Origin of the sequence: Halomonas sp. SpR8 (assembly GCF_031010195.1) — a bacterium.
Lineage (GTDB): Bacteria > Pseudomonadota > Gammaproteobacteria > Pseudomonadales > Halomonadaceae > Vreelandella.
In genome coordinates, this window is sequence record NZ_JAUAMC010000016.1 from 1 (window position 1) to 21587 (window position 21587).

A 21587-nucleotide genomic window follows, 5' to 3' on the forward strand; every position below is an offset into this window, starting at 1 on the left:
TCACGTTCCAGCCCGCGTTGGCAGCGGTGTTCACCGAGTCAATCGCGTCGTGAACCGTGTCTTCACCGGTGTTGCCAACGTCACTGGTGGTGATGGTGCCGTCTGCATTAACCACGGCATTGCCGCCAATCGCGCTGTTGATCGAGTCAACTGAGCCGAACAGCTGGCTGCCGTTGACCGCGTCCGTGCTGGTACCGCTAACCTCACCGGCACCTACACTGCTGATCACTTGATCGTTGGCATCGATGCCGCCGCTAGCGGTGATGCTCGGGCCACCGGTAATGGTTAGGCCGTCATCATTCAGCACGCTGTTGCCGGTGGTGACGCTGTCTAGGTCAGTTAGGTCACGCGCCATGACAAGGTTAAGTTGATTACCATTACTATCTACGCGCAGGTTGGTGCCCGTAGAGGCATCACCTTCAGCCAGCCCACCTGAGATAGTTAGCGGCGTGGCATCGCTCAACGCTTTGTTGATGGTTCCACCAGTATTGCCCGCAAAGTTTAAACCATCAGCTTGAGTAGCCAGTTCGTCACCGTTGTAAGTGGCATTACCGCCATCCACAACAAAAGTAGAGCCACCGATCGTCAGGCTATCAGACGAGACACTGTCACCATCAATGGAGGTGTTACCGACCGAAATGCTGTTGCCAACGGTGACGTCATCATTGAGATCAAAGGTCAGATCTGTGCCGTTACGAGCAATATCAATATTACCGTCGCTACTGCTGAAGTCCACCGAACCGCCAGGCGCTACATTCTGATCAGTCTGGCCATTGGCACTGACGTCCCAGCCCTGTGCGGCGAAATCGATGGCTTCGTCTACGGTGCTCTCGCCCGTGCCGCCAATATTGCTCGTCGTAACTTGATGCGTATCCGGGTCGTACGCAGCATTGCCGCCCAGCACATTGGCGACTGATGTGCCAGAGGTGTCCACATCATCGGCTAGCGATTCTAACGCCACATTAGTCCCGAACAACTGGCTACCGTTGATGGCATCAGTACTCGTATTATCTACGCGGCCTGCAGCGACATTGGTGATCGTGCGCTCGTTGCCCGACTGGCCCACGCTAACCGTTGAGGTTACGCCATCTGTCGCACCAGCATAGGTATAGGTATTACCATCAATAGCAGCACTGGGCGTAAGCACCACGCTCGCCGTTTGGGATCCAGCACCCAGCGCGACAGAGCCCTCCTGCAGCGCCTGCGCGCCCTGGCCTAACGCGGTAGCATTCTGTGCGATAGCCTCTGCTTCAGAACCGGTTGCCAACGCACCAGTTTCACTTGCGCTTGCCCCTTGGCCAAACGCTGAGGCGTCTTGAGCGGTTGCTTGGGCACCACGGCCAACAGCAGAAGCGCTCTGTTCCGTTGCACGTGCACCGGCGCCGACGGCTAATGCATCAACCCCTAACGCTTCGGAATTGGGGCCAAAAGCTGAGGCTCTTTCTTGAGAGGCTTCAGCGCCAGAGCCCACCGCCAGCGCATCAATGCCTAAAGCTTCAGCGCTCTGGCCGAAGGCGGAGGCATTCTGCGCAGTAACGTTTGCACCAGAACCAACTGCTAAGCCATCTTCAGCTTCGGCGGTGGCCTCTGCGCCATCACCAATCGCTGTCGCAGACTCGGCCTCAGCCCTCGCCGTGACACCCAATGCCATGGCGTTCTGCTCAATGGCTGCAGAGGTGTCGCCAATCGCAATGCTGCCGTGATTACGAACAGATTCATCAGGCGGCGGGGTAAAACCTGCAACCGCATCAGTACCCATGGCTATACCATCAGTAGCCATGCCGTTTGCCCTGGTACCACTTGCGATAGCGTTGGTACCGCTGGCGGTTGCTCCGGCACCATTCGCCTGGGAGCTTACACCACTTGCTCTTGACTGCGTTCCGTAAGCCATCGCATCGACTGCCGTTGCTTCGGCATTATCACCCTGTGCTATCCCTCTAGCAGCATTTACAAGAGAGTCTCGACCGATGACGATGCCTTCACGTGCGGTTGACTGAGAGTCACTACCTATAACAATCGAATTATCAACAACATCAGCACCATCCTGGTCATCAGATTCAGAGCGGGTACCAATGACGATGGAGTTATCACCACGACTCAGGACGGATGTACCGATAGCGACACCATTACTGTCTCGCGCTTCTGTACGGCCATTACCAATTACTGTTGTATTGTCGCTCAGTGCTTTCACATCGTGCCCCAGCGCTACGGAGGAAGAACCTTCCGCGCCAACATCAGAGCCGATAGCCGTTGAGTTGGTCGCCCCAGCCGTAGTGCTGGCATCTAAACCTAGAGCAATAGATTGCGCCGCGTTTGCGCCACTATTATCGCTATTACCAAGCGGGACACCGCCATCGTTGATAGAAAGGTAGTTAGGTTCAACGGCAGCTATTTGTTCACTAAAATTTGTATTAACGCGTGTAGCCAATTCATCGTAATCAACCGCAACACCCGAATTATCAATCACCTCTCTTAATTGGCGAACGTTGACCGCATCGGTCTCGTTGGCCCCATCTTCTACATTGACGATACGTCGCGTGAACGAATTTCCTGGTTCACTGCTGCCAACAGAAACGGCGTCGCCATTAAACGCATTACCTGTGAACGCGCCAGCCCCAGAGACATCGCTTTGAACTGCCCGAGACCCTGCGCCCAAGGCTACATAACCACTGTCTGTAATGGTATTGGCGCCAAGACTGACACCCGTTCCCTGAGTAGCTGCGCGAAGACCAAGCGCAACACCATTGATACCCAATGCGGAAGCCTCATGCCCCATCGCAATACTGTCGGTACCCGCCCCAGCCTCTTCGCCAATGGCAATGGAACGATCTAGTTGTCCTCCGTTCACGTTTGCATTGCGGCCGATGCTGATACTGCTGTCACTAGTTAGGTCGCTACCGGCATTCTCGCCAAAGGCAATATTGTCATTGCCCTCGGTTCCGTTACCTGCTTGACTCCCCATTGCTACATTGCGCTGGCCAATAACATTTTGGCCAGCCTGAGCCCCAATAGCCACGTTATTTACTTGATCATTGGCTGTATTGCCAACGGTGCCGACGCCAGCCTGTTCACCGATCGAAATATTATTACGTGCGGCTGCCGTCGCGCCCTGACCTAGGGCGATTCCACTTGCGCCAGATGCCTGAGAACCGGAGCCCAATGCTGTTGCATCGGCACCGGATGCGTTAGCGCTGTTACCCAGTGCGGTCGCATTTGCGGCAGATGCTTGAGCATTCGTACCAATGGCCGCAGCGTTAGTGCCAAAGTCTCCACTTACGCTAGCACCCGTGCCTAGCGCAAGGGCATCCCTCACAAGCTCAGATTCCACCCCGGCACCATCACCCAGTGCAATCGTGCTGTTGCCACTGGCCTGACTATTACGGCCAACAGCAATGCTGCCGTTGCCATCCATAGGATCAGCATCTTCAGTACCTACCGTTGCATTCTGGCCCAAGGCAATGGCGCCTTCGGCACCTTCACGTGTGAGTGCCGTATCACCGGCGGCGAGGCTGCTATCACCTGTACTAATGGTATTAGGGCCGATGGCAATAGAGTCTTCACCCACGGCCGTGGAGTCATCCGCCGTAGAATTGGCCCGAAAATAGCGGATACCGAATGCTGACCCGCCTTCGAACAATGCATTGTGGAGCTGGTTACCGGTGACGGCATCTGTGCTGTTGGGAGCGACAACTCCATCGGCAAGGCCGGTGATGACGTTTCCACCAGCATCAATCCCAGCGCTAGTGATGCTCGGCCCACCAGCGATGGTTAGCTCACCAACTTCAATTTCGTTGGCCAGGCTAAAGGCCAGATCGGTGCCGGTACGGCTAACGTTTACATTGCCATCGCCGCTGAAGTCGACTGAGTCGCCAGGCGCAACGTTCTCAGTGGAACCTCCCTCGGCACTGATATCCCAGCCGGCGCTGGCAGTTGTGCGAACCTCAGCGATATCATCTGTATTAGTGTCAATAGCAGCCGTATTCGAGCTAATGTCATTGGCATTGGTAGCAATGTCGCTCGTGTTAGTAGAAATAAGACCGGTATTGGTATCAGCAGTGGTCTGTGCGTTGTCTGCAACGTCGCGGACTGTATTTAATTGGCCAAGGTTGACGGCGTCGCCAGTTGAAGTGCCATCGGCCAGACCTGTAATGCGCCCCCCCGCAGCCAAGCCGTCATTGAAAGTAGCACTGCCACTTACCTGCAAAGCACTGAGAATGGCGGTTCCATTAACGGTTAGCCCACTAGTTTCAACATTAGTGAATTCCACCTCATCTTCGGTCGCAACGGTGAAACCTTCTGGATCGCCTCCATCAGGGGTGACGACAATATTATTGCCTGCTTCTACGCTTGTTTGGGCATTAACCGCACCACTTGCCACCAATATGGCAAGCACCAACGGCGATAAGATCAGAGACGGTAGAGATAAGCGTTTTTGCTTATCTAATTCGCCCATAGCGGGGCTACCAATATTGCCTTGACCTCCTCCTGAGCGCTGATTGACGCGTGCCATTTCAGAGGCCACGACCATCCGCCCAAGCGAACGATTCCAGATCAAGCGAAATACCCTGTTCATTATGCAATGCTCCCCTTACTTTTTAATATTTGGTCACTGAACGATCCTAGCGATTCTCTACAGCGCAATGTGTGCGCTGACGACAAATCGCACCCCGGACCTGATCATGGCAAGCGCCTACTTGGGCACAAGAGATACAATTTTTTTGTAAAAAATTTAGTGCTATTCTCAGCCTACTTTGCTCTCGCCTCAACCAAACGAAACAATTGTTTACAATTTCATAAAGTATAATTACCTTAATCTACCCAATAATCGTGAAAATAGCCCAAAACTGCGAATAGGGATTGCAACGCAAAACCTTAAATTCAATGTGCAGTAGCAAAAATCAATATAAAGTTTATTTTAATCTCTGTATGAAATGAAACGCACTACATGGTAAGAAAGATAGTGTGGCCCAGAGGAGCGGTTAAATGCACATAGCGCTAGTGGGAGATGACAAAGCCATCGCACAGCGAATATTTACCGCGTTGAGTGAAGGCTTTTTAAATAGAGGCGCCAAAACAAACATACAAATGTTTGAAACGAGCACAGCATTTATTCATACCGCAAGCCGCGAAACCTTCGATCTGATATGCCTGGACTGGCACCTGCCGGACGGCACGGGTATTGCCTTACTGGATTGGATGAACAAATATCTGGAAGAAGTACCCGCCGTGATCATGGTCACTCACCGAAAAAATGAAGCCGACATCATTCAAGCCCTAGATGCGGGAGCTGACGATTTCATTAGCAAACCCTTTCGACCACGTGAATTAGCGGCACGCGCTTATGCTGTTTCGCGGCGTAATCCTTTACTGACGGCAAGCTCAACGCAGTCACATCTACTAAAGTCTGGGCGTGTTGAGCTCAACACGGAGCAGAACACCGCTTGCGTAGATGGGCAAAGCATCGAGCTCACTCACCAAGAGTTTCGCCTTGCTTATCTTCTTTTGAAGCGCATGGGCGCTCCGCTCTCCCGCGCTTATTTATACAAATACGTGTGGGGGCATGACACCGGGCTTAATACCCGAACGCTCGATGTACATATCCACCGGGTACGCAAAAAACTACGCCTGACCGCTGACTACGGTTGGGACTTGGCATCAATCTACGGGTACGGTTACCGGTTAAAAAAAGTTGAGTTGCCGCAACAAACACAACTTGAACAACCACTCCCTACTCAGCCAATACCTAGCGATAAAGACTTCCTTCCAGACATAAAAAAACCACCACCTTAGAGGTGGTGGCTATCGAGCCTTGCACTGAACAATGATTCACTACACCGATCATTCACTACACCAATGATGGCGGTTTAAGCGGGAAAGGTAATCCCCAGACGGCGACCAACTTCTTCATACGCCTCAATGACGCCACCCAGCCCCTGACGAAAGCGGTCTTTATCCATTTTTTCACGGGTGTTGGCGTCCCATAGACGACAGCCATCGGGTGAGAACTCATCGCCCAGCACAACCTCGCCTTTGAATACCCCAAACTCCAGCTTGTAATCCACCAGCAGCATATCGCCCGCCGCAAACAGCGCCTTCAGGATATGGTTAACCTTGAAGGTTAATACCTTCATTTTGGCTAGCTGCTCAGGCGTTGCCCAGCCGAAGGTTTCCGCCAGCGACTCATTAATCATCGGGTCGCCCTTCTCGTCATTCTTCAAGAACAGCTCGAAAGTCGGTGGGGTAAGTGCGATGCCCTCTTCCACACCTAACCGCTTGACCAAGCCGCCCGCAGCGATATTGCGCACCACGCACTCAACCGGAATCATCTGCATCTTTTTGACCAGACTCTCCGTATCTGAGAGCTGTTTTTCAAAGTGGGTCGGAATACCCGCTTCCTGCAGCCGCTCCATAATGAAAGCGTTAAAAACGTTATTTACCATTCCCTTACGAGCCAGCGATTCCATTTTTTTGCCATCGAAGGCGCTCGTGTCATCACGAAAGTTAAGCACCAACAAGTCCGGATCGTCGGTGGTATACACAGATTTCGCCTTACCGGCGTAGAGTTCTTGGCGCTTTTCCATGGGGGCTCCGTAAGGGATTAAGGATCAATATTTTAACGTAAATAGCCGGAAACACGCTCAAGCAATTCGCGCTGATCATCGGCGCTGAACGCTCGCTCACTGGCATTAATAGCACGCAAAATCGTCTGGTCGCCGTCCGGCTGCAGAGCAAGACGGATCTCTTGAGACATCTTGCGGACGTCGGCGCTGAAGACGATTTGCAGCGGATTGCGGTTGCGCTCGGTTTCGGTCATATACTCAACTAGGAACTCGTAGCCACTGGGGTCGGCGGCAAGCAAATCACGCTGCCCTTCTTGGGCAAAATCTAGCTCAAGATAGTGGTTCAGCTCGGCCCATACGCGGTCAACCGGCTGGGGAATAACCACTTCCCACTCTTCGCCCTGCTGGCGAATCTGTAGTGTTTGCTCATCGGTAAGGCGCTGAGCGGTCCATGAAGAGGAGACGCTGGCAGAAGCACTGCGCGAACTCAAATGGCTTTCCAGTGCGTCCAAACAACTGGTCATGGTTTGCCCACCGCGCTCACAGCGCACTTCACTACTGCCTGCACGCAGTGCGCTTTGCAGAAGAATATCCGCCTGGGAGGTCACGATAACGCCCTGGGAAGCGCTGCTTTCCTGCACGGCCAACTGGCGGCTGCGCACGAAATCTTCCAACTGCGGCCAAACGGTGCCGGTATCGGCGGCTACCACTAGCCAGACTTGATCGCCCACTTCGCGGCGCTCAACGTACTCAGGTTCTAGCCCACTGCCAATCGCCAGCGACTGCGGAGGGCGAACCTCTGCCGCTTCGTCAAGCCGTGCGCCTTGCGCGGCGGCCTGAGGAACCGGTAGCGCATCGCGGTAGCGTTGGGTATTGCGGGTCTCCGGCAGTACCAGCGGCGGCGCTGGCGCGGCCTCGGTATAGTCCAGGTTACGGTCGTGGTAAAAACCATCTCGCGCGCAGCCTGTCAGTGCGACAGCCGTTACGAGTGCCAGCGGTATCCATTTAAGCGCACGCGTTTCAAGAACAGAGCTCATCAAGCCACCTTAAGTCAACAAATCAGGTACCCAGCTTCGCGGTCACGGAGCTAAGTAGCAAAGGGTATTGCGCCGGGTTACTCCTCTACGACGCCCGCCAACTGCAGCGCTTCGCTGACCGTGGCGTGGTATTTTTCCGACAGCCAGGTCAGCGGTAAACGAAGCCCCGCGTCTGCGTAGCCCATACGATTCAGCGCCCACTTCACCGGGATAGGGTTCGACTCTATACCCAGATTGGTATGCAGCGGCATCAAACGTGTATTGATTTGGTGCGCCTTATCGGAATCACCGGCTACGGCAGCTACGCACAGGTCGTGCATTGCCTGGGGGGCAACGTTGGCGGTGACGGAGATATCACCATGCCCACCCATCAGCATAAAGTCACAGGCGGTCGCATCGTCGCCAGAGTAGAGCATAAAGCCACTGCCCTTGAGGCGAGTGATTAGATCCTCCGCACGCTCCAGGTTCCCGGTTGCGTCTTTTAAACCAATAATATTATTGACGTCGGCCAACCGTAGGACGGTCTCGTTGTAGAGATCGGAACAGGTGCGGCCCGGCACGTTGTATAGAATCACCGGCAGCTTGCTGCCCTCGGCGACCGCTTTAAAGTGCTGATACAGGCCTTCTTGAGTGGGCTTGTTGTAGTAAGGGCATACTGACAAGCAGTAATCTGCCCCTACTTCGCCGGCGTAGCGCGCCAGCTCAACGGCTTCAGAAGTGGCGTTGGCCCCGGTACCAGCAATCACCGGGATACGACCGTTGACTTCTTCGACGACGCTACGAATCACGTCAAAGTGCTCGGCGAAGGACATGGTCGTCGGTTCGCCGGTTGTGCCAGCAGCAACAATGGCATCGGTGCCATTCTCGAGATGGAAGTTCACCAGGCGGCGAAGCGCCTCCCAGTCGATGTCGCCATTGACCTTCATAGGCGTCGCCAGGGCGACAATGCTGCCTGTGATCATCCGTTTATTCCTCACCAGCCAAATTGTGGTATCAACTATCTACGTTTTTTAAGTACGTCGTGTCTTAAGTACGACGTGTTTTTAAGCGCTATTGCGACACTCTGTATCAAGCGCCAGTATCACACAGAGAGCAAATGGTACTCAGGCGATTCGAGCCTGTACAGCGTAAAGCGCTGCGAGTTTGCAGCCACGTTGTTTTATCGCTTTGACATACGCGGTTAGGAGACGTGTAATCGCACCCAGCAACCGCCTTAACACCCACTCTCAACGAGGACGCTTTATGCCCATTGAAATTGGTCAAACCGTCACTGACTTCTCCGCCACAGCCACTGGTGACACTACCGTGACACTGGCGGCGCTACGCGGCAAACAAGTTGTGATCTACTTCTACCCCAAAGCCAGCACGCCCGGCTGCACCACCGAAGGGGGTGACTTTCGTGATCGTAAAGCGGCTTTTGATGCCGCTAACACGGTTATTTTAGGCGTCTCACGGGATGGCCTGCGTGCGCAAGAGAACTTCAAAGCCAAGCAGGACTTCAACTTTGAGCTTATCTCCGATAAAGATGAAAGCGTCTGCACCCTGTTTGATGTGATCAAACTCAAGAAGATGTATGGAAAAGAGCACCTGGGGGTTGAACGCAGCACCTTCTTGATTGATAAAGAGGGCAAGCTAGCCAACGAATGGCGCGGTGTTAAGGTGCCTGGTCACGTTGACGAAGTGCTCGCGGCGGCTGAAAAACTAAACGCTTCCCGCTAGCTTTCTCAAAGACCCTTCACAAACACCCTTTCAGCTAACCCCATTACCCGTGACGATCCACCACGGGTAATGGGCGAATCTTACTCCGCCTCCTGAACCGCCGGTTCCTGCAACCCTCGTCGCGCGTCCCGCCCGCGCCTACCTCGGGGCCAAGCGTAAATCAGCGCTTTCAGCAGCGTTGCCAATGGAATGGCAAAGAAGATGCCCCAAAAGCCCCAGATTCCACCGAAGAACAGCACCGCCACAATAATAGATACCGGGTGGATATTATTGGTTTCAGAGAACAAAACCGGCGCCAATACGTTGCCATCAAGCGCCTGGATCACGCCATAAGCCACCAAAACATAGAGGAACTCTTCGCTCAGCCCGAAGTGAAATCCCGCCACCGCAGCAACCGGCAGCGTAGCCACCGCTGCGCCGATATAGGGCACTAGCACCGAGAACCCTACCAACACCGCTAATAGCGCCGTATACGGCAGACCAAAAAAGGCAAAGGTAAAAAAAGTTACCGTGCCTACAATGATAATTTCAATAAACTTGCCGCGAATATAGTTGGCAATTTGATCGTCCATTTCACGCCAAATCCGCGATAGCAGCGTACGCTTTTGCGGCAGTAGCGAGAGTATAAAACCGACCAATACGTCGCGATCCTTGAGCATGAAGAACACCAGGATCGGCACCAGCACCAGATAGATAATCAGCGACATGATATTGCCCAGCGAGGCCAGCGAGAGCGTTAAGGCACGCTGGCCTAGCTGGCTAATCTCACGACTGGCGACGCCAATCCAGCTCTGCATCTGATCGGGCGTGATGATATTTGGGTAGCGTGCCTGCAGCTCATCCAACCACCCCTGGCCGCTGGCGAACATCCGCGGCGTTTCCTGCACTAACCCGACTAACTGATTCCAGATTAATGGCATTAAAATGAATGCCAGGGTTAGCAACACGCTAACAAAAGCTAAAAACACCAAAATCACGGCGAGAAGGTGCGGAACCCCCCGGCGGGTAAGAGCACTTACAACGCCTTGGAGCAGAAACGCAATCACCAGCGCGGTGAAAAATGGCGCCAACATTCGCCCAAACCAGATAATTGCAGCGAAGCCTGCCACCAATACCACTAGCAAAATCAGTGCTTCTTCGTCAGAGAAGTAGCGTTCAACCCAGCTTTTTAAAATCGTGCGCAGGGTCATAGGCGCGCATCCCCTGCTTTGCGAATCCAGTACACATAAACATCATCGCGCAGCTCACGGCCTTCCAAGGTATGTTCACTTTGATCGGTAAACGAGGCCATATCGCGCCACGATCCAGCATCTGTCGAACGCACTTCGAGTAACTGGCCAGCCGCCAAGCCTGCCAAGGCCTGCTTAGCCTTCAGCAATGGCAAAGGGCAATGCAGCCCACAAGCGTCAAGTACCGTGTCGGGTTGAAACCCCCCGGTTTGCTCAGACATACCCTCTCCCTCAAATGACCTGTATATTCACGGCATTGGATCATAAACATGTTGGCATAAACTTTTTTAGCGTTTGATTGTACTCGTCAGACGATTTAACGGCACTTCCCAGCCTTTATCAATGTCGTATTCTTAATCAGTCTCACAGCGTGACCTTTACGCGTAACCAACCCTTATGAGGATGCCATGCCGACACTTCGTACCGCTTACCCAGGCTGGATATGTGCGTTCGCTTGTGCCTGCAGCAGTCTTCTCTTTAGCCCACCAAGCGCCGCTGTCAACGATTACGGTCTGCCAAGCTTAGGGGCTGCGTCTACCTCCGTCAGTAATGAAGAGTATCGCCTGGGACGAGCATGGCTGCGCCAGTTTCGGGCCCAGGCACCCCAGTGGCAAGATCCTATTGTAAGTGATTACTTGCAAAGCATTATTGCCCGACTAACGCCGCACAGCCAAATCAGCGGCCTGCGAACAATCACCGTCATGGTCGACAACGATTCACTGAACGCCTTTGCTGTTCCAGGCGGTGTGATAGGCATTAATTCTGGGCTGTTCGCCTTCGCTGAGGACGAGGGCGCCTTTGCCTCTGTCTTAGCCCATGAGCTGGGCCACCTTTCTCAACGCCACTATGCCCGCGGCAGCGCCCGCGCATCACAAACCCAGCTACCTGCCATGGCAGCCATGCTGGCCGGCATGCTGATTGCGGCCAGTGGCGGCGGAGAGGCTGGCATGGCGGCCGCCATGGGCTCGCAAGCAGCGTTAATTCAAGACCAGCTCAGCTATTCACGCCTATTTGAGCAGGAAGCCGACAGTATAGGCCTACAAGCCTTGGCCGACGCGGGTTACGACCCCCAGTCGATGGTGCGCATGTTTGCGTCTATGCAGCGCATGGCCCGTCTGCAGGGCGACTCGCCGCCCGAGTTTTTGCTTTCCCACCCGGTGAGCGACAACCGCTTAACCGCCGCCCAAGACCGCGCCGCACAGCTTAGCGTTGCCGATGCGTATACTAGCGACACCCTCTACGACATGATGCGAGCCCGCGCGCTACTAAGCATTTATGCCAATACGCCCCGGCAAGCAGCCTCGCGGCTTGCCCAGGAGGGCGCCGAAGAGGAAGCCCAGCGCTATTTAGAGGCGTTGATTGCAGCGCGCAACGGCCAGACTGACAGCGCCTTGGAACGCCTGGACCAGCTTGCCAACGAACAGCCCGATTTTGCGATGCTGCCCGCATCGGCGGCAAGCGTCGCGCTAGAGGCCGGCCGCTACAATGAAGCCATTCAGCGCAGTCAACGATTGCTACGCTTTATGCCTAACTATCTTCCGGCGCAGCTGATTTTGGCTGAAGCTCAGTTGCAGCGCGATCCACAGTCGGCTTACAACCTGCTGCGCGACATCACCTCTCAATACCCGGAAAACCCTCAGGGCTTTAACCTGCTCGCGGAGGCGGCCGGGCGCAGCGGACACAACAGCTGGGGCCACTTAGCGCGGGCCGAACACCTGCAGCTAACCGGTCGCGTAGACAGCGGCATTCGTCAGCTCTCCATCGCCCGCGATGCCGCCGAGCGGGAATATGACGAACAGATGCTGGCGCGTATAGCGCAGCGGCGAGAGGACTTTATTGATTATCGCGAGGCGCTGGAAGACTTTAATTGATGTTGAGACGCAACGAAAAGCGCCCCTATGGCTAGCCGATAGAGGCGCTTATGATGTTATCTAGCTTAGCTTGGAAGCTAACTATTAAACCCATGCATTAAAGCTATATATTGAAGTTCAGCATACGCTCAAGGGGCTTTAGGGCCTGCAGTCGCAAAGCGTCATCCACCTGAATCTCACCGCTACCTTCACGTAACGCCCCTGCCAGATTATCCAGCGCGTTCATGGCCATCCAAGGGCAGTGCGCGCAGCTGCGGCACGTGGCGCCATTACCTGCGGTAGGCGCCTCGAACAGGGTTTTATCGGGCACCGCCTGCTGCATCTTGAAAAAGATACCCCGGTCAGTCGCTACAATCAGCTTATCGTTGGGCAACTCTTTGGCCGCTTTGATCAACTGTGACGTTGAGCCCGCCACGTCCGCTAACGTAACCACCGATTGAGGCGACTCTGGGTGTACGAGCACGGCTGCATCAGGGTAAATGCGTTTAAGATCTTCAACGCCCTTGGCCTTGAACTCTTCATGGACAATACAGGCACCGTCCCACATCAACATATCGGCGCCGGTTTTGTTCTGAATATAGCCACCCAGATGCTTATCCGGTGCCCACAAGATTTTCTCGCCTTTCGCCTGCAGATGCTCAATCACCTCAACCGCAATCGACGAGGTGACTACCCAGTCTGCCCGCGCTTTAACAGCAGCAGAGGTATTAGCGTACACCACCACGGTGCGGTCGGGGTGGGCATCGCAAAAAGCGCTAAACGCTCCCGCTGGGCAGCCAACATCCAGCGAACAGGTCGCTTCCAGGGTGGGCATTAGCACACGCTTTTCAGGTGAGAGAATCTTGGCGGTTTCGCCCATAAAGCGAACGCCGGCCACAACCAGCGTAGTGGCCTCGTGACGAGCGCCAAAGCGGGCCATCTCCAGCGAATCAGCGACACAGCCGCCGGTCTCTTCCGCCAACTGCTGGATGGCATCGTCGGTGTAGTAGTGCGCCACCAAAACAGCATTGCGGGTTTTCAGCAGTTGTTTGATTTCTTCAACCCGCGCCTGATCTTCTGCCGGAATACGGGTCGGGCAATAAGCAACGGGTAGCGGAGCATCTAGCTCAGCTTGAGTAGTCATAATAGTCATCGTGTCTACCACTGTGACGAACAGGGAATCCCCCTGTTAAACACTAGGTCACGGCGTATGCACGCTGTTCACTGCACATACACCGCTCGCGTGCGCGACGGGCCGCTGCGTCTTTCGCGGTGGCCTACCGCTTTAAATATCTATTCTAGACCATTGTGGTGGGAAATTGCTGCTTGCTGCAAGCCACTTGTCATATCCGATAATTTCCCGCCCGCATAGCAAAACGCCCTTGGCAGCTTGCTGCCAAGGGCGTTGAATTTGGTGGGTCGTGCAGGATTCGAACCTGCGACCAATTGATTAAAAGTCAACTGCTCTACCAACTGAGCTAACGACCCAAATTTACTTTGCTATTCAAGCTTTCTATACAGCTATCTTGACACCTATCTTTCGCTACTACAGTGCTCGATGCCCATTTCGGTTCAACCGTTGAAATGGTGGGTCGTGCAGGATTCGAACCTGCGACCAATTGATTAAAAGTCAACTGCTCTACCAACTGAGCTAACGACCCGCCCGAACGGATGCATATAGTACAGACCAAGATTATGCCTGGCAAGTTTTTTAGGTCTGGTTATCAAAATATCTGATTACCCTCAAAAAAGCTCCAAACCCCGCCATCCTGACGTAATGACATTCTCACTAATTAAAATGTAGTATTAGATTAAATACGGCGCATAAACGCCCTATCATTATGTATGAGTGACTCTAACAAACGAGAAGCACAGCATGCGCAAGCAACATACAGTGAAAAAATCTGCTTCCACACGTAAAACCTACGAGCCCCCTATGCGCGATTTAATCAGCGCGTATCCCGCAAAAAGACTCTCTAGTTTAGTCGCTCAGGCAAAAGCTCCGCTAGAAGAAGCGCTGTCGAATGCTCGCTTGCCAGCAGATAAAACACTTACCCTATTTTTCTCGTTTACAGATGGCTTGCAACGGGCAACTGTTGTGCAATTCTCAGGTAAACATCTAGACGAGGTGTGGAAAAAGCTTGCTGATTGGCAGCATCGCAAATTCAAAATTTCCCCTAAAGTACGCTGGCTACGCATTGATTGGGTAAACGAAAAGCGGGCCATGACGTGGGCAGACTGCTTAAAGGAAATGCAAAGCGTTAAGCGCAACTACTTCCGCTTTGGCATCTCGCTAGATGCCGATTTCCGCTACGCCTTTCTCGAGCAGGAACTTAATGCGAATGCCATGCTGTACCTTGGCGCAAAGCAACCAAAAGCCGCACTTAACAAGAAAAATTTCCTCACCTATGGCGTAAAGCGCTACGGTAAGCATTTCTCGTTACCAGCCCAGCCACAAGACCAAGTTCTCCTCTTCACGACACAAGCTATTTTAGTGCAACCCGACAAGTCACATGAACTGCTTCACGGCTATAGCGGTGGCATAGAGGGACGTAATACCGGGCGGCGGATCATCGAACAGCTAGATTCACCTCAGGTCGAATCATTAATCCAGCAATCCAGCCAATTCCTAGCCGAACAGGTGGATACCACTGGCCGCTTCACCTATGGCATACACCCATGTTTTGACAGAGACATCAAGGCCTACAACACACTACGCCACACCAGCACCACTTACTCCATGCTTGAAGCATGGGAAGTCACGAAAAGCAGCGAGCTAAAGTCCGCGATAGACCGTTCGATTGCGTACTTAACAAGCGATTTAATTCGTCAATATACATTACCTTCTGGAGAAACCCTCGCTTACTTACAAGACAGCAATAAAGAAATAAAGCTCGGCGGCAACGCGGTATGTTTACTTGCCCTAGTTAAATACACAGAGCTGACGAATGATTCCCAACACCTGCCGCTTATGGAGCAGCTAGCGCTCGGTATACAGCGCATGCAAAACCAGCAAAATGGCCAGTTCTATCACGTATTAAATGCCGATGATCTCAGCATCAAAGAAGAGTTCCGTATCATCTACTACGATGGCGAGGCCGCTTTTGGGCTAATGCGCCTATACGGCCTTACTAAAGATGAGCGCTGGTTAAATACGGTGGAAAAAGCGTTCGAGTATTTCATCGAGAAAGAACACTGGAAAATTCACGACCACTGGCTTAGCTACTGCGTCAATGAATTAACTCTGTACCGACCGGAAGAGCGTTACTACCAATTTGGTATCAAAAACGTTGCTGGGCATCTTGATTTTGTTATTGGCCGTATTACCACCTTTCCAACGCTGCTTGAGCTGATGATGGCGGCGCATAAAATGATTACCCGCTTGGAAGCCAGCGACCAGCATCGCCACTTGCTGGAACAGATCGACCTGAAAAAGTTTTACCGCGCCCTGGAAGCACGCGCCCACTACCTGCTCAATGGATTTTTCTGGCCAGAATTTGCCATCTACTTTCAGAACCCGCAACGCATTATGGGTAGCTTTTTCATTCGCCACCACAGCTTCCGCGTGCGCATCGATGATGTGGAGCACTATTTGTCGGGATATGTGGCTTATCTGCTGCACTATTTACAACATGGGTCACAAGGCAAAGGACGGCTCAGTACGCCTTCTACAGCAACCTCAAACGCTTCCGCATCCACCACGCTGTCAGCTGCAGCCATACTAACTTGGGGTGGCGATGTCAATTTAGGAAGAAGACAGCACTATCGCACCCAGGAGAAAGGCTATGAACAGGTATTGGATATTCCCGAACTCAAAAACGCAGACTTAAGCATAGTAAACCTAGAGTGCGTTGTAAGCACTCTAGGTGAGCAGGGAATTAACAAAGGAGAAGGTGGCCCCTATTACTACCGTGCCCGTCCTGAGATGCTAAAAATACTCACTACGGCAAACATCAATGCCGTTACGGTAGCTAATAATCACAGCGGTGACTATGGTCCTGAGGCTTTAATGCAGCAGCAAGAACTGCTACAAAAGCTAGGCATTCTCTGCGCCGGTAGCGGTTATAATCGTGCAGCGGCCTTTAGCCCCGCCTATTGCCAAGCAGGAAAGCTTAAGGTGGCACTGTTCAGTGTGGATGCCACCCAACATCGTTTTGCCGCACAAGAAGACCAACCTGGTGCGGCTTACCTCTCTCTACAGAACGCCGCTTTATGGCACAAAACTTTTGTACGGCTGTTCGCAGAGGCAAAAAAGCAGGCGAACCTAGTAATAATCGCCGTGCACTGGGGGCCGAACCATGCCCCGGCCCCCGAAGAGGATGAAATCGCTGTGGGCCATGCACTGATTGATGCTGGTGCAGATGCTATCTTAGGCGCCTCATCTCACCGGCTTCAAGGCATTGAAATATATAAAAACAAACCCATTCTTCATGATGCAGGTGACTTATTATTTGACTCAGTCCGTAGCAACCTAGCTGGCAGTGGCATCTTTCGCCTGGGACTAAGCAAGCAAGGAATTCGCTGGGTTGAGTTTATTCCAGTGGGTGTGGGATATGGTTATAGCCAGCGACTACAAGGCGAGGCCGCCCAAACTCTAATTTCTCGTTATCAACAAACTTGCCAAAAATTGGGGACTACTCTGCACCGCCAAGGGGACCGTGCGCTGGTTGAGCTATTACCCGCAGCCCCCCCCCAACCAAAAGCAGCCCCTCAACAGCCCTCATACCAGTTGGATATATTGAAGGACTTTCAGCCAACAGCAGAGCACGGCCAAGTAGCAGAAGTACCAGAAGACGCGCAGGTTCCCCCAATTGAATTAAACGGGCTGACACTGCTAGGCGTACGCGTAAACCCCAATCAAATCAAGCGGCGGCAGATGCTTTGGGTAGAAACCTGGTGGACTTGTACGCAACCGTTAAGCGAAGACCGTCGTTTGAGCTTGACCGCCGTTCCCCAAGGGGCTGGCACAATGCCAAAATGGGGATACGGGATGGACCATGACCCCTGCGACTGGATGCAGCCCACCAGTCGCTGGCAGCCAGGGCGAATATATCACGATTATTACGGCCTGCGCCCACCCCAAATGCGACAGTTGGAAAACCGCACTCTCCAACTTGAAATTCGTGTACTGGGCACTCGCCCAAGCGATGCCGCCTACCTACACCCCAATACCATCAGCATGGAGATACCGAACCTACCTGTTAGTCATTTATCGCGCAAATATCGTACTGACTTCACAGGCATCAATTTACAAGTTGCTAGCGGCCAAACCTGGACAGCCGCGCAGCTAGCTGACATTACTGGCGGGCACTGGCTAGTTAAGCCTGCAAAAGGTTGGTTTACACGATCTGTTGTTAACGGCACGACGTTTGTCGAAAAACGTGAAAACCCTGTGGTATTTGTTGCTCATACGAATCAGGATCGCAAGTTTCATGAGCAATATACAAAGCCCTTAAAATCTCTGCAAGACAGGCATACACTCCTCCCACATATTGCCAATAAATTAGCTGGAGCGATTGTTACCAAACCCATTAGTGGTTTACCTGACGATTTTCCTATTTTACAGGTGAGCGACCCTATACGTGCGTTAATGGAGCTTGGTTTTGCCGCCCGCCAGCGCTACCAAGGCCCTGTAATCGCTATCACTGGGACGGCAGGCAAATCATCGACGATAGGATTATTGGAAACTTTATTTACCCCTAACCGATATATAAAAAGTGTAGATAACTACAACTCACGCGTAGGGGCACCTGCCCAATTAGCTAATCTAGCACCCGATCATCAGGCAGCGCTGATCGAAATTGCACAATCCGCACTATGGATGAATCGTGGTCCTATAACCCGCCAGATCAAACCTACCATTGCTGTAATTACTGAGATTGGTGTTTCTCAAACAAATCAAAAAGTAAAAAACAGCCGCGACACTGCCAAGTGGAAATCATGCATCTTTGACGGTCTGGCACCAGGTGGGATCGCGGTGATTGGAGAACATCTCACTCATTTTGACTTAATTTACGATAAAGCCACTCAACACGCATCACGCATCCTAACGTTTGGCCCTAGCCCTCAAGCCTCTCTCCAAGTGCAATCACAACGAACAGAAGGAGTATTTACGCGCCTTGAGCTAAAAGTAGATAGGCGTAATTATTGCCTGGATATACCGTTTACTAACAAAGGAATGGTACGCAATGCGCTAGCAACATTAACAATCGCCTACGCGCTGGGTCACAATCTCGAAAGTGTGGCGGCGAAACTTCATAACTACCAGCCGGAAGATGGCCGATTAGTGGATTATACTTGCCAGCTCAACGGCAATGTTATTAACGTGCTAGACGATAGCTGGAATGCAACGGTATCGTCCATGTTGAATGCTTTCGATGAGTTGAAACAGCGCCAAGTTACAGGCCGTAAAATTGCGGTCCTGGGGCGGATCGTACACCTGGGCGAGTTGGCTGCAGACTTGCATGCATCCCTTGCTCCCTCGCTATTGGCATCCAATATCGACCTCGTTTTGACACACGGGGATGAAATGCAACATTTGCGCAAGCAGCTACCTAACAGCCTGCTCGGTCAGCACTTCAGTACAGCTACGGAACTATCTGCCGAACTTTCGCGTGTGGTAAAGCCGGATGACTGTGTGCTGCTCAAAGGTTCACGGCGGGACTCAGATTTCGGAGAGGTATCACATTTCTGCCAACAGCATAAGTTAACCACTACACACCTCCCTGAAAGCCAACCAGTAAAAAGTAGCTTAAACGATGGAATACTCTCTCTGTTATCTCAAGACCCAATGTACTGGGCAGAGTTTATGGGGGGAGAGTGGATCGTTCCACTCAAACAAGAGGAGAGCATTCAAAATATTGCTTATTTACCCAAAACTATTGAAGCCAAATCATTAGCTATACCTCATCAGCCTGGTCGCGATTTTGGGTTAACGCTACAAACCATCAAAAAATATCGCACTAATATTTCGGCTATCATCGGCTCTAGTTCAACACCGCCTGTTGAGGGAATCGCCTATCTACGTGTACCAGGTGCTATTCCTTCACTTAATAAGCTAGCCACTAAAAGTCGAGAGCTATTTAATGGAAAAGTGATTGCAGTTACAGGGAGTGCAGGGAAGTCGTCTACTTGCCATATGCTAAGAAACACCCTTGAGATGCTCACCGACATAACGAATATATCAGGTACCGAAAAAAATGAGAATTTACAGTTAGGGGTAATGCGAGCACTCTGCACACTTTCAAACAAGGTGTCCTATGCCGTATTAGAAGTAGCCGCTGGGCATGCAAAGCGTTGTTCACAAATGGCCCAACCTCATATAGCTGTATTTACTAATGTATCCTATGCTCATGCTAGCCGTTATGGCTCTCTTGAGAATATCGCCGATAGAAAGTCTGGCGTTTTTGCTCACATGAGCGCTGATGGGGTAGCCATTATTTGTCGTGATATACCTCTTTATAAGCGCATTGCTAACCATGCAACATCTGCCGGGGCCTCCTTACTAAGCTACGGCGCACATGCAGAAGCTGATATTCATCTTATAGCATACGATCCAGCTAGTGGAGAGGTTAAGGCATCAACACCAACAGGCACTGTGAATTATATCCTGGAAGCGAGAGGAGAACACTTTGTCTCCAACAGTCTGGCCGTTCTAGCAGTGCTGGTAGCATTAAAACTAGACTCTCGAGTTATTTCGTCACTGGTGAATTGGCAGCCACTAGACGGTCGAGGTGCTGCGTACCAGCTCACCATGCCTAACGGTGCCAACGTTGAGCTAATCGATGAATCCTTTAATGCGGCCCCCATTGCAATGGAAGCTGCACTAAGCGCCTTAGCAAATAGGCGAACGGCTGGCCGTAAAGTAGCTGTATTAGGGCCCATGCATGAATTAGGACCTGAGGAAATACGAATCCATACTGATATGGCCAATTTACTTGCTACGTTGCCTATAGACCGTGTGCATATATATGGGGAGCAGTACCGTGACTTTTGGAATACTTTACCTGCGGCCAAGCGTGGAATATACGCCAGTAATATAAATGAGCTTGGCCAAGCAGTGCTTGCTGATCTTCAGCCTGATGACACCATTCTGTGTAAAGGCTCGCATGCGTCACATATATATCAGGTAGTGGCATGCCTTAGGAAAAACCTAGACAGCGTCAGCAATGAAAGGAGAAGTCATGCACAGCAACCATAATTTACTGCATAAGCGCCCATATGCTCATATATGGGGGAGGTTGTGGATAGCGTTTATTTCATTGGCGGTTGTTTTCATTACGGGAAAACAACCTGCACATGCTGACCCGCTGCTCTGGAACACTCCAGCAAACCAGCAATCTTGCCCTGTTGGAGAATCTGCGGTATGGGCCGAGTACGAGGGCGGAGCGGAATGCATTCGCTACTTCTTTGCAGGAGACATCAACGATGCGCCTTTTGTTTTCTTCAGGATGTATGGAGATCGAGGGGTCTCAATGGGGAAGCCACCAGAAGATATTGCCAACAACACGGTAGCTGAGCAGCGCGCCATCGCTGAGCGCAAAGCCATCGAGCTAGGGCTTCCCGTCATCATCCTTGCACGGCCAGGCACATATGGTTCCAGTGGAGATCATCGAGAACGACGCCAAAAAAGTGAATTCCTGGCCATTAACGCCGCGCTTAATGAGATTACGCAAAAGCACCGTATCGAGAGACTGGTGCTCTCTGGACATAGCGGCGGTGCGACTGCGGCAGCAGCAGTACTGACGCTTGGGCGAGACGATGTTGCCTGCGCAATACTTACCTCCGGTGCTTTCGCCTTATTAGAGCGCGCACAACGCCTTCGCGAACGCAATGGAAAGGACCCTATCCCAGGTGTCGACCTAACAGGCATAAGCAACCCATACGATCCTCTTGAGCATATTGCAGGGATTACTGACGACCCTCAGCGTATCATTTTAGTTATTGGCAATAGTCAAGACAGCTCTACCCCCTTTGACTTGCAGCGCAGATTCGCATCAGCCCTTGCTGACGCTGGCCACCGGGTAAGCCTAATAGAACAAGCCGCTCATGGCCCGAAATTTCATAACCTTCGAGGGGCGATTGGCTACACAGCAATCGAGCATTGTGCCGAAGCTATGGATTAGAAAATGCCCGACGAGGGGGCTATACCGTTGGGTATTTGAAAGTCCGGGCAACCAATCCATCGACAAT

The 21587-nt window shown here is 52.2% G+C and carries 12 protein-coding genes and 2 tRNA genes; 5 read left to right on the plus strand and 9 right to left on the minus strand.

Annotated elements, in window-relative coordinates; translation table 11 throughout:
- On the minus strand, nt 1–4573 hold a 4573-nt coding region (locus tag QT230_RS20240), incomplete at its 3' end, for an ESPR-type extended signal peptide-containing protein (RefSeq protein ID WP_308323966.1).
- Nucleotides 4574–4983: 410 nt separating this feature from the next.
- Between QT230_RS20240 and QT230_RS20245 the strand changes: the two genes are divergently transcribed.
- Nucleotides 4984–5790 carry a response regulator transcription factor gene (locus QT230_RS20245; RefSeq protein ID WP_308323967.1) on the plus strand — a complete coding sequence of 269 codons (807 nt, stop codon included), beginning with the start codon at nt 4984–4986 and terminating at the stop codon, nt 5788–5790.
- A gap of 74 nt (nt 5791–5864) precedes the next feature.
- Here the strand turns inward: QT230_RS20245 and purC are convergent, their stop codons facing one another.
- The 3 genes from purC to dapA form a co-directional block, all read right to left on the minus strand.
- Nucleotides 5865–6581: a phosphoribosylaminoimidazolesuccinocarboxamide synthase gene (purC, locus tag QT230_RS20250; protein ID WP_308323968.1), complete on the minus strand. Its 717-nt coding sequence runs from the start codon at nt 6579–6581 to the stop codon at nt 5865–5867.
- A gap of 32 nt (nt 6582–6613) precedes the next feature.
- Nucleotides 6614–7597: an outer membrane protein assembly factor BamC gene (gene bamC, locus QT230_RS20255; protein ID WP_308323969.1), complete on the minus strand. Its 984-nt coding sequence runs from the start codon at nt 7595–7597 to the stop codon at nt 6614–6616.
- Between the two features lie 77 nt (nt 7598–7674).
- Entirely contained in the window at nt 7675–8559 is an 885-nt protein-coding gene (gene dapA / locus QT230_RS20260) for a 4-hydroxy-tetrahydrodipicolinate synthase (RefSeq protein WP_308323970.1), read from the minus strand.
- Between the two features lie 280 nt (nt 8560–8839).
- On the opposite strand from dapA, the gene QT230_RS20265 reads away from it, so the two are divergent.
- The gene (locus tag QT230_RS20265; RefSeq protein ID WP_308323971.1) at nt 8840–9316 is read left to right on the plus strand and encodes a peroxiredoxin; all 477 of its coding nucleotides are present in this window, start codon (nt 8840–8842) and stop codon (nt 9314–9316) included.
- A gap of 80 nt (nt 9317–9396) precedes the next feature.
- Here the strand turns inward: QT230_RS20265 and QT230_RS20270 are convergent, their stop codons facing one another.
- Nucleotides 9397–10506 (minus strand): AI-2E family transporter, encoded by a 1110-nt coding sequence (locus QT230_RS20270; protein WP_308323972.1) that lies wholly within the window; start codon nt 10504–10506, stop codon nt 9397–9399.
- Nucleotides 10503–10766 carry a sulfurtransferase TusA family protein gene (locus QT230_RS20275; protein WP_308323973.1) on the minus strand — a complete coding sequence of 88 codons (264 nt, stop codon included), beginning with the start codon at nt 10764–10766 and terminating at the stop codon, nt 10503–10505. The genes QT230_RS20270 and QT230_RS20275 overlap by 4 nt, the downstream gene beginning before the upstream one ends.
- Nucleotides 10767–10952: 186 nt before the next feature.
- Here QT230_RS20275 and QT230_RS20280 point away from each other — a divergent pair, with 186 nt between their 5' ends.
- The gene (locus QT230_RS20280; protein ID WP_308323974.1) at nt 10953–12416 is read left to right on the plus strand and encodes a M48 family metalloprotease; all 1464 of its coding nucleotides are present in this window, start codon (nt 10953–10955) and stop codon (nt 12414–12416) included.
- 103 nt (nt 12417–12519) lie between these two features.
- Here the strand turns inward: QT230_RS20280 and nadA are convergent, their stop codons facing one another.
- The 3 genes from nadA to QT230_RS20295 form a co-directional block, all read right to left on the minus strand.
- Nucleotides 12520–13548, minus strand: coding sequence for a quinolinate synthase NadA (gene nadA, locus QT230_RS20285; protein ID WP_308323975.1), 1029 nt, complete (start codon nt 13546–13548; stop codon nt 12520–12522).
- A 259-nt stretch (nt 13549–13807) separates the two neighbouring features.
- Nucleotides 13808–13883 (minus strand) — tRNA-Lys (locus QT230_RS20290).
- A gap of 97 nt (nt 13884–13980) precedes the next feature.
- Nucleotides 13981–14056 (minus strand) — tRNA-Lys (locus QT230_RS20295).
- A 215-nt stretch (nt 14057–14271) separates the two neighbouring features.
- On the opposite strand from QT230_RS20295, the gene QT230_RS20300 reads away from it, so the two are divergent.
- Together QT230_RS20300 and QT230_RS20305 are read left to right on the plus strand one after the other, a co-directional pair.
- Nucleotides 14272–20595, plus strand: a complete 6324-nt coding sequence (locus QT230_RS20300; RefSeq protein ID WP_308323976.1) for a CapA family protein — start codon at nt 14272–14274, stop codon at nt 20593–20595.
- A complete protein-coding gene (locus QT230_RS20305; protein ID WP_308323977.1) occupies nt 20579–21520 on the plus strand; it encodes a hypothetical protein in 942 nt (313 codons plus the stop codon). The genes QT230_RS20300 and QT230_RS20305 overlap by 17 nt, the downstream gene beginning before the upstream one ends.
- The last annotated feature ends 67 nt before the right edge of the window (nt 21521–21587 follow it).